At 69.4% G+C, this 1,662-nt stretch carries 1 protein-coding gene; it reads left to right on the plus strand.

Annotation, left to right across the window (positions count from 1 at the left end; all coding sequences use genetic code 11):
• The coding region (locus ACFYE1_RS17330) for an SLC13 family permease (protein ID WP_387745753.1) at positions 1-1,599 on the plus strand (1,599 nt) is incomplete at its 5' end.
• Between the last annotated feature and the right edge of the window lie 63 nt (positions 1,600-1,662).

Below are 1,662 nucleotides of genomic sequence, written 5' to 3' on the forward strand. Positions count from 1 at the left end.
ATCGTCCCCGAGCAGGGCCAGTACGATCAGGCGGCGGAGGAGGCTGGGCCTGACCGTTCTCCGGGGAGGACCTGGTTGTACCGGGGTCTGGGGGTGCTGCTGGCTCTGGTCGTGTGGTTCCTGCTCGGTGGCGCCGATGTTTCCGGGGATGCCCGGGTGGTGGCCGGGGTGGCCACGTTGATGGCGGTGTGGTGGATGACCGAGGCGGTGCCGTTGTCGGTGACCTCGTTGCTGCCGATCGTGATCTTCCCGGTGCTCACGGCGCTGACCGTGGCCGAGACGACCGCTCCGTACGCCAATCCGATCGTGTTCCTGTTCGTGGGCGGGTTTTTGATCGCGATCGCGATGCAGAAGTGGAACCTGCACCGGCGGATCGCGCTGCTGACCCTGCGCCGGGTCGGCACGCACCCGCGCCAGATCATTCTCGGGCTGATGATCGCCACCGCGTTCTTGTCGATGTGGGTGTCCAACACCGCGACCACCCTGATGATGCTGCCGATCGGGTTGTCCGTGCTGACCCTGGTGGTGGAGAACAGTCACCAGGCCGGGACCGCGGCGGAGGCCGAGGACGTGACCGAGCAGATCCGCTCGGGCAAGGCCATCAGTGATGTGATCGACGACCGCGACGTGCGGATCTTCGGGGTGGCCCTGGTGCTGTCGATCGCCTGGGCGGCGACCATCGGCGGGCTGGGCACCCTGCTGGGCTCCCCGCCCAACGCGATCGTGGCCGGCTACATCAGCGAGGAGCTGGGCCGCACGGTGGGCTTCGCGCAGTGGATGATGCTCGGGGTGCCGATGGTGGTCGTGTTCATCGGTCTGGCCTGGCTGATCATCACCCGGTTGATGTTCCGGTTCCACCTCGAGGAGGTCCCCGGGGGCAAGGAGCTGATCGAGCAGGAGATCGCCGATCTGGGCCCGATGAGCCAGGGCGAGAAGATCGTGCTGGGCGTGTTCGCGGCCGCGGCGTTCTGCTGGATCGTGCCGGGGCTGCTGGCCGGGATCGGGGACATCGGGGCGCAGCTGCCCTGGCTGGAGCTCTTCGACGACACCGTGATCGCCATCGGCGCCGGGGTGGTGCTGTTCCTGCTGCCCGGGGACCGGCGCGGGAACATGACCCTGGTGTGGAAGGACGCCGAGGAGGGCCTGCCCTGGGGGGTGCTGCTGCTCTTCGGCGGCGGTCTGTCCCTGGCCGCGGCCGTGGCCGGGACCGGTCTGGACGCCTGGTTCGGCGCCCAGGTCACCGGTCTGGGGGCGCTGCCGATCGTGCTGCTGCTGGCGGCGGTGGTCACGATCGTGCTGCTGCTGACCGAGATCACCTCCAACACCGCCACCGCGGCGACCTTCATCCCGATCCTCGGCGGGGTCGCGGTCGGGATCGGGGTGGACCCGATGACCCTGCTGATCCCGGCCGCCCTGGCCGCGACGTGCGCGTTCATGCTGCCGGTGGGCACCCCGCCCAACGCCATCGTCTTCGCCACCGGCCAGGTCAAGATCACCGAGATGGTCCGCGGCGGGGTGGTCCTCAACATCACCGGCGTCATCCTGATCACCATCTTCACCGTGCTCATCGGCCCCTTCGCCCTGGGCCTGATCATCTGACCCACCCCACCCCACCCCGGGGCCCCCGGCCGCCACGCGACCGGGGGCCCTCCCACGCCACCG

This window comes from Kocuria nitroreducens (assembly GCF_042879195.1).
Classification (GTDB): Bacteria; Actinomycetota; Actinomycetes; order Actinomycetales; family Micrococcaceae; genus Kocuria; species Kocuria nitroreducens.